Source organism: Streptomyces sp. NPDC005070 (genome assembly GCF_053600395.1).
Map to the genome: position 1 here is coordinate 1 of NZ_JBSFZS010000216.1, position 7,198 is coordinate 7,198.

Genomic DNA, 7,198 nt, shown 5'->3' on the forward strand with positions numbered 1-7,198 from the left:
GTCGCTTCGGGCGGATCCGCCCGAAGCGACGACTGGGCCACGGGTACCGTCCGCCGTACGGTGGTCGTATGGGCAGGGACGGAGTGCCCCGGCTGCGGCTGGTCGTCGTCGCGGTCGACGGGGGCGGGCCGAGGTTGTGCCGGGGGTGCGGTGGGCCGTTGATGCCGTCGGCGAAGTCGACGGCGGTGTTCTGTGAGGACGCGTGCCGTGTGGTGTCCGAGACCACGGTCAACGTCAGGGCGTTCCGGCGCCGAGGCCTGTCCGGCGCGGACTGCCGCGGTCGATGGTGAACACGACGCTGCTGCCCGTCTGCAGCGGGGTGGTGAAGATCGCATGGGCGGCCGCCTGGCCGAATGCCGGGTGAGTGCGGCCGTGTTGGGTCAGCCCGCCCGTACCGAGGCGGCTCAATCCGGAGACCTGCGTGTTGAGAATCTGAGCTCCGATCACTTCTCCAACGGTCAGCCGATATTCGGCGTCCAGGACGGGCCTGAAGAGGTGAGCCTGGACCCTGATTTCACGGTCCGTTCCTAAGTATTTGCGAGCGACGACACAAAACTCCACAGAGTGGAATCCGCTGTGCCGGCGCAGCTCCGACAGGGGGAACCTGAATTCGACGGCCGGGGATCCTCTCAACATGGTCTGGTGTGGTGACGCTTGCTCCAACTGCTGACCGTCGACCCGTACGTGATCGACGCGGAAACTTTCGCGGTCCATCACCTCAAGCCCGTCATCGACCTGCCAGCGAAATACATACCTGTTGTCGTTGGCCAGGACACTGAACGGCTCGTCGGTCAGAGAGGACACACAGATGAATCTTAATTCCCTGGGAATTTCCGGTACTTGATACGAGACCCTCATTGCCTGGACGGCGTACCCGTCGGCTTCGAGGCCGTCCAGGTGGCAGTCCCATCGGTAGCGGGTCAGGGCCCCGGTGAAGAGGTTTTCACGGATCGGTTCGAGGACTTCGCGTAGAGCATGGTCAATGGCCTGGTTCACCTGCAACGTCGTGTCGCGGATGGTGATCTGGCCGAAGATGAAGCTGACCATCGCGGCCGAGACCAGCGTCGTGCCAACGATCTCGAATGATTTGACGATGACATCGTCGTGAGCGCGGTTCACTGAGAGGATCAGAGCCACCGCTCCGACCACAAGCACCAGGAGATTGTAGATGCGCACCGTGCGCCGGACTTCTGCGATGACATTGCGCTGATCAGCCATAGGAGAATCCGGCTACACAGGTTCCCCGAGGATCCGCCACACGTCTGCGATGCAGTCGCCGATCTCTATGCCGACTGTCGCAGTGTCCGGCTGATTCTCGGTGAGGAAGACAGCGATGAGGTTGTGGTCGCGGCCGTAGAGGATGCCTACGTCGTGGGCGAGGCCGCGCAGGCTGCCCGTCTTGTGTGCGACGTGAAGGTCGTCCGGGAGGCGCAGCGGCAGGCGGAAATTGCGCATGCTGTTCCGCAGGGCTTTGATCACGGGCTGCAGCTTCGGCTCTGCGGCGGCATACTGCAAGATCAGCGCCATGTCGTTCGCTGTCGTGCTGCTGTTTCTTGCCGTCGGGCCCAGTTCGTCGTCGGTGAATCCCACGCGCATGTGTGTGTGGTGCGCGCCTGCCCGCGCGGCAGTGGCGGTCACGGCTTCCATGCCGACGAGGTCGGTCAGGTAAGCGGCGATGGGGTTGTCACTGGTGGCGAGCATCAGGCCGCCGAGCTCCGCCAGGGTGAACTCATGCTGTGCGTCAAACACTTCAAGCAGTGACGGGTAGGCGGTGCGGCCGAGGTCTGACCGCTTGACGACTTGGGTGGCGTCAAGCTGCTCCAGCAATGTGATGAACAAGGGCACCTTGATCAGGCTGGCGGCAGGGAAGGTGCGATCGGCGTTGCGCTGGGTGCACAGGTCCCGTCCGCGCGTGGAGCGCAGTACAACAGCTCTGGATGGGTCGTTCTGGACGAAGGAGTCGATGCGGCCATCGATATCCATGCAGAGCCCTCCATGCTTCCGCCAGGCTTGGCCAAATCAGGTTAAGCCCAGGCAGTTTGGGCGTCCATACCGCTCATCGAAGGGCCGCCCGTCATGGGCGGCCCTTCCGCGTTCCCAGACGTCCCGTGCCAGGTGCGCCATACGTCATGGACCGGGCATGCCGCGCAGCAGCTGGCGAAGAGCGCGGCGCAGGGCCAGGCGGCGGTCGAGGCCGGGTGCGGCGTAGGCGGTGACGACGAAGACGGCCACGGCGGCGAACGTGGTGAGCGGGCCGATCCAGCAGGACATCAGCAGCACGCTGCCGGTCAGGAGCAGAACGGCCGAGGTGAGCGCGAGACCCTGATCCTGCTCCCCATCCCGCTGTGTCTGGCGCATCTTGCCGGTCATGCGCGGCGCAGGCATCCGGACGGCTCCTGGCCTCCGGGAACAACCCGCCACAGGCTCCCGCCGCCGCACTCGCGGTACTGCGACCAGGAGCCGCGGCCAACCGCGACGCTGCACGACCGCACCCGCTCACCGCGGTGTAGGTACCGCACGATCGGCGAACGCGTCTTCGCGACCGGTCCCTCGTTCCACGCCGGCATACGCACCGCCACCTTCTGAACGGCCCGAAATGTCGACGTGCATGGTATGGCAGCCGCAGCAGTCGACGGAGCAGAGGACAGGGCGGTCGCGAGGACGACGGTGACGGCGGCCGCCGCGGTGAGCAGGCGTCGAGTCAGGCGCATAGACCGGTCAACCCCGCTGCGCCGACCAGGACCGAACCTGTGGTCAGCAGGGGCTGCAGCAGCGCGAGGTGGTGGCAGATGTCGTAGAGGACCTGCATGAATGGCCCTCCCTGAGATTCACCTCGGGCCCGCGAAGCCGGGGAACTCGACGCCACGCTGCTCGAAGATGAACGAGCCGTCGCGCCAGTCGGTCATGACGACGTCACGGTGCTCCCACACGCTCACTGGTCGCGTCTCAGCGATGAACCGGTCGTCCGGCACGTCCAGGTCGAGCCAGTCGGGCGGCGCGTCGGACTTCGGCTCGATTATTCGAAGACCGCATGAACGTCGCCGGCAACTCGGTCCGGCGCGCTTGTAGTCGGCCAGCTCACGCAGCATAAACGGCAGCAGGTGCGCCATACTCAACCGGCGGCCCGTACGCGCGGTGATCGATGGGACCGCCGTACGACTCTCAGACCTCGTCCGGGTTCTCCTCGGCATACAGGCGCGCGTCAAGCTCGGCTGCCCAAGCGAGGGCCCAGGCGCGCAGGTCGGCCAGTTGGCCGGGATTGAGGCCGTAGTCGGTGAAGTCCTTGTCTTCGGTGGCAAAGTCACCTACCTGATGCCGCGCTCCAGTCAGCTCCGGGCGACAGACACCCGGCAGCCGGGGCCCTGTGCCGGGCAGGAGCCGGACGCGGGATCATCCAGGAACGTGAAAAGGCCCGGATCGTGTGGATCCGGGCCCTCTCAGCAGTAGCGGGGACAGGATTTGAACCTGCGACCTCTGGGTTATGAGCCCAGCGAGCTACCGAGCTGCTCCACCCCGCGTCGGTATCCCCCACAGTACGCCATCACGGCAGGTGCCGAGGACCACCGTTCGGCGCCTGGCTTGTTTCGGCGGAACCCAACGCCTCTACGCAGGTACGCGAGGCCCGGCCGGGCCGAACTCCGGGTGGACACCGCCAAGATGCACGTGTTCGACCCGGCCTCCGGGGGCGACCCGACCCTGACCGACGAGCCGGACGGCTGACCCTTCGAAACGAAGCCGACGACGTGCTCGACCACTCCCGGCCGAGGGTGCGGGGCCGGTGCCGGCAGCGTTCGAACCGGTTGGGAACGGGCCTGGCCGATCCGTCGCGGGACGCCCAAGTCGGCTCAGGGCATTAGTGGTTGTTTCGGTCCGGGTGCCCAATATGATGTGGGATCCGATCGCGGCCCTGGAGCAATCACCTCGCCGGGGAGCCTCAGCCTGGGGGTGGAGTGACGTCAGCGGGGAGCAACGACCATCCGTCTGGCCGCCACGGTCGTGACGAGCGCCTGTCCGGTCCCCTTCCGCCACCGTTACCTCCGCCGGACTCGTCCGGCCGCGACCGGTCATCGGCGGCCCACGAGGCCACCGACACCACCCGGCTGCTGAGCGCGGGCACGTACGTCGATCCCGGCTTCCGGGACGCGGTCGTCCAGGAGCTCCACGTACATCGGGAGCGCGTCGTCGCCCCGTCCGTCGACTTCGACGCCGCAACGGTCCTGTGGCACGCGTTGCGCGCACGCCGCCTTCAGACCCTCTGGGCCGCGGCAACCGCGCTCCTGTGGGTGGCCGGCCTTCTTCTGGGCGGCGTCCTCTTCGCGCTCTTCACCGTCCCCGCCGCAGTACTGCTCCTCGCTTCGGCTCTCGCCGGCCCGCCGGCCGGAAAAGACCATGGCCGTCCCGGGAGCCCGACCCGCCGGACCGGCCGGATGCGACGATCCCTCGCCACGGCGATGAATGTCGTCGGGGGCCTGCTGTTCGCCGGTTACGCCGCAGTGGCGCTGGCGGAAGTTGCCAGCGACCCCGGACGCGACGGCGTTCCCGCCTGGTTCGCCCTCGCCGTCCCGATCGCCATGGCCGCGTGCGCCGCGCAGTACCAGACTCAGGTGTCCCGGATCCTCGGCGAGGAGCTGGGGCGTGATTCGTTTCGTCCGGTCGGCGTCGGCGGGCCGGAGGAGCGCCGGTGGATCGAGGCTCCGGGACGAGACATCCGGCGTGAAGAGGACTCGCCACTGATCGTCTATCACCCGGATTCTCCCTTTCTCGGCTTCGGCACCCCCCATCGGCCCTGGGTCGTGACAGTCGGACTCGACCGCACGCGTCCGGGCCGGCCTTACACCGAGGACGAGTTCAACGACCGGATGGTCATGGACCAGGTCCGCGCGCAGGTCGAGCGGCTGCGTGAGCCGGACGGGGACCGTGCGGCAACGAAGCGGAACGTCCTGCGACGACTGGCGGTCGACGACTGCGTGTTCCTGCCCGTGACCGGGTTGCCGCACCGCACCGCCGCACCCCACGCCAGGCCGGACTTCCTCGCGCACCGGAACGCCGCCCTCACCGAGAGCGGTACCCAGAGGCGGCACTACCTGCGTGTCCGACTGGACTCAGGGGGCGGCTGCGTCCTCACCGTGTTCGTCCGCGCGTATGCGCAGGGCGATGTGCTGACGCTCGAGTGCGTGCCGTGCGTGCTGCCTCCGGTCCGGTCGGCATTTCGCGAGGCGGACCGGATCGCCAGCACGCGGCGGGACGAAGCCGCGGTCGTCAGGACGCTCCGGACGATGGGACGGACGCCGGCCTTCGCGGCACGATCCGTGGTCGATCTGGTCCGCCGGACCGCTGCCGCGTTCCGGGAGTGGAGCGCGGCCTACGGTGCGGCACCAGCGGATGGACCGCACGTTTCGGTACGGGAGCTGGGCGGCGACGAGAGCACGTCGCTGTTCCAGGAGATCGACGTCGGGGGCTCGCTGGCGGCCATCGAGGACCGCGTGCTACGCGGTGTGACCCAGGCTCTGCGCGAACAGGGTTACGAGACGGACGAGTTCCAGGGCGCGCTGGGCCACTTCACCCGCGGAGCGGTCTTCCTCGGCGGTGCGATGACCGGCGGAGCCGTGGCCACCGGTGCCGGGAGCACTACGGCTCCGCTGGCAGCCGGACCCCGCTCCCCCGGCCCGACGACGAACCCCGACGACGACAGCTGGGAGAGCGACTGAGCCCATGGGAGACATCGCCAAGGGAGTGCTGGTAGGGGCATGGGGGCTTCTCGTCGGCTGGATCCTGCCGACGACGATCAACCTCGCCATCCTGGGTTTCACCGTTTTCCCCAGCGTCGACGACGAGTTCGGCATGGCCCGGCTCCGGCCCGCCACACCCCACGGGGCCACACTGCTGCTGGTCCTGGCCGTGCTGTTCGGGCTGATCCTGTACGCGCTGCAGAACCCCCTCTACCGCATCCTGGAGGGCTACCTCCTGTGGCCCGCTGCGGCTTACAGCCGGCGGTGCAAACACCACCAGGAGGCCCGTACCGCCCTCGCCGACCGGCTGACACTGCTGCGCCTCGAACGGCAGTCTCGTGCCGGAGCGTTGCGCGAACCGGAAGCACGGGTTCTGGCACGGCTGAACGACAGCCCGCACCTGGCCCGTTGGCGCGAGGCCGACCGACGGCGCAGCCTGACCCAGCGCGCTCTCCTTCAGGAGCAACTGGCCCGCTATCCCATCGACACGGACCAGATCGCGCCCACCCGACTGGGCAACGCCATCCGCCGGTTCGAGGAGTACGGCCACGACCGCTACCGCCTCGACACCCAGCTGCTGTGGAACGAACTTCAGGCGACCGCCCCGGACCAGGCCTGCCGCCAGGTCGATGCCGCACGCACCAGCGTGGACTTCTTCGTCGCCCTGCTGTACGGGCACGCGGTCCTCGCCATCCTCGCGGTGGCTGCGCTGACCGCTCCCGATGCCTCCCCCGTCCGGCTCCTGCCGGCCGCGGCCGCCGTCACCGTGCTGATCCCGGTCTGGTACCGCTCTGCGGTCGTGGCCACCGACGAATGGGCGACCGCCGTCCGCGCCTTGGTGAACGTCGGCCGCGGCCCCCTCGCCCATTCCCTCGGCTTCGCTCTCCCCAAGGGCCTCGCCGATGAGCGGGCCATGTGGACGATGGTCTCGAAGTTCACCCGCATCCCCTACGACGACCGCGCCGTCGCCGTGGACCGGTTTCGCAGACAACTGGAGCCGCCCTCCGCACCACCCGACAGTCCTCCCGGGCCGGGTCCTGCGGAGTGACATCGGCCCTCCTGGCCCGCACCTGCAGTGGTCGAGACTCAGGGAGCAGGCCGACTTCCGGCGGCGTCATCGAGGACCGCGTTGTCAGTGGGCCTGCGTAGGGTGACCGCCAAGATCGCCGACTGGTGGAGGCCGGGACTGTTCGGCGTGAGCGCGGGGATGTGCCGGTGAGTTGGTGGTCCAAAAAGCCGGAAGAGCAACGGGAACGGTGGGCACTCGCCCCGTTGGGCGGGGGTCGGGCCGTTGCGATCCGGAATGAGCCCTGATCAGGTCAAGGAGGCGCTGGACGGGGCGGTCGCTTCCGTTTCGCAGAGTCAGTCTGGCCCGTGAGGGCCCGTTCTCCGGGGACGCGCCCGCCGGTCCGGTGGGCAGCGCGCAGAGCACGAGCACTCCGGTGACCGCCACCAGCCGCCGGGCCCAC

Annotated in this window: 7 protein-coding genes and 1 tRNA gene; 2 read left to right on the forward strand and 6 right to left on the reverse strand. The window is 68.2% G+C overall.

Annotated features, from left to right (window positions below; translation table 11 throughout):
- The 6 genes from ACWEBX_RS35845 to ACWEBX_RS35870 form a co-directional block, all read right to left on the reverse strand.
- On the reverse strand, positions 1-232 hold a 232-nt coding region (locus tag ACWEBX_RS35845), incomplete at its 3' end, for a hypothetical protein (RefSeq protein WP_451888935.1).
- 2 nt (positions 233-234) lie between these two features.
- Positions 235-1,218, reverse strand: coding sequence for a hypothetical protein (locus tag ACWEBX_RS35850; RefSeq protein WP_451888936.1), 984 nt, complete (start codon positions 1,216-1,218; stop codon positions 235-237).
- A gap of 12 nt (positions 1,219-1,230) precedes the next feature.
- Positions 1,231-1,983, reverse strand: a complete 753-nt coding sequence (locus ACWEBX_RS35855; RefSeq protein ID WP_451888937.1) for a serine hydrolase — start codon at positions 1,981-1,983, stop codon at positions 1,231-1,233.
- Between the two features lie 144 nt (positions 1,984-2,127).
- On the reverse strand, positions 2,128-2,385 hold the full coding sequence (locus ACWEBX_RS35860) for a hypothetical protein (RefSeq protein WP_451888938.1): 258 nt from the start codon (positions 2,383-2,385) through the stop codon (positions 2,128-2,130).
- A gap of 443 nt (positions 2,386-2,828) precedes the next feature.
- A complete protein-coding gene (locus ACWEBX_RS35865) occupies positions 2,829-3,110 on the reverse strand; it encodes a hypothetical protein (RefSeq protein ID WP_451888941.1) in 282 nt (93 codons plus the stop codon).
- Positions 3,111-3,444: 334 nt separating this feature from the next.
- Positions 3,445-3,518 (reverse strand) — tRNA-Met (locus tag ACWEBX_RS35870).
- Positions 3,519-3,950: 432 nt separating this feature from the next.
- Between ACWEBX_RS35870 and ACWEBX_RS35875 the strand changes: the two genes are divergently transcribed.
- Both ACWEBX_RS35875 and ACWEBX_RS35880 read left to right on the forward strand, forming a co-directional pair.
- Complete coding sequence (locus ACWEBX_RS35875) at positions 3,951-5,708, forward strand: hypothetical protein (RefSeq protein WP_451888939.1); 1,758 nt, start codon at positions 3,951-3,953, stop codon at positions 5,706-5,708.
- A 4-nt stretch (positions 5,709-5,712) separates the two neighbouring features.
- Positions 5,713-6,777, forward strand: coding sequence for a hypothetical protein (locus ACWEBX_RS35880; RefSeq protein ID WP_451888940.1), 1,065 nt, complete (start codon positions 5,713-5,715; stop codon positions 6,775-6,777).
- Positions 6,778-7,198 lie beyond the last annotated feature (421 nt).

Bases quoted from the DNA above. Each gene is read 5' to 3' on its own strand.
- ACWEBX_RS35850 (WP_451888936.1), bottom strand. From the start codon at position 1,218: ATGGCTGATCAGCGCAATGTCATCGCAGAAGTCCGGCGCACGGTGCGC.
- ACWEBX_RS35855 (WP_451888937.1), bottom strand. From the start codon at position 1,983: ATGGATATCGATGGCCGCATCGACTCCTTCGTCCAGAACGACCCATCC.
- ACWEBX_RS35860 (WP_451888938.1), bottom strand. From the start codon at position 2,385: ATGCCTGCGCCGCGCATGACCGGCAAGATGCGCCAGACACAGCGGGAT.
- ACWEBX_RS35865 (WP_451888941.1), bottom strand. From the start codon at position 3,110: ATGGCGCACCTGCTGCCGTTTATGCTGCGTGAGCTGGCCGACTACAAG.
- ACWEBX_RS35880 (WP_451888940.1), top strand. From the start codon at position 5,713: ATGGGAGACATCGCCAAGGGAGTGCTGGTAGGGGCATGGGGGCTTCTC.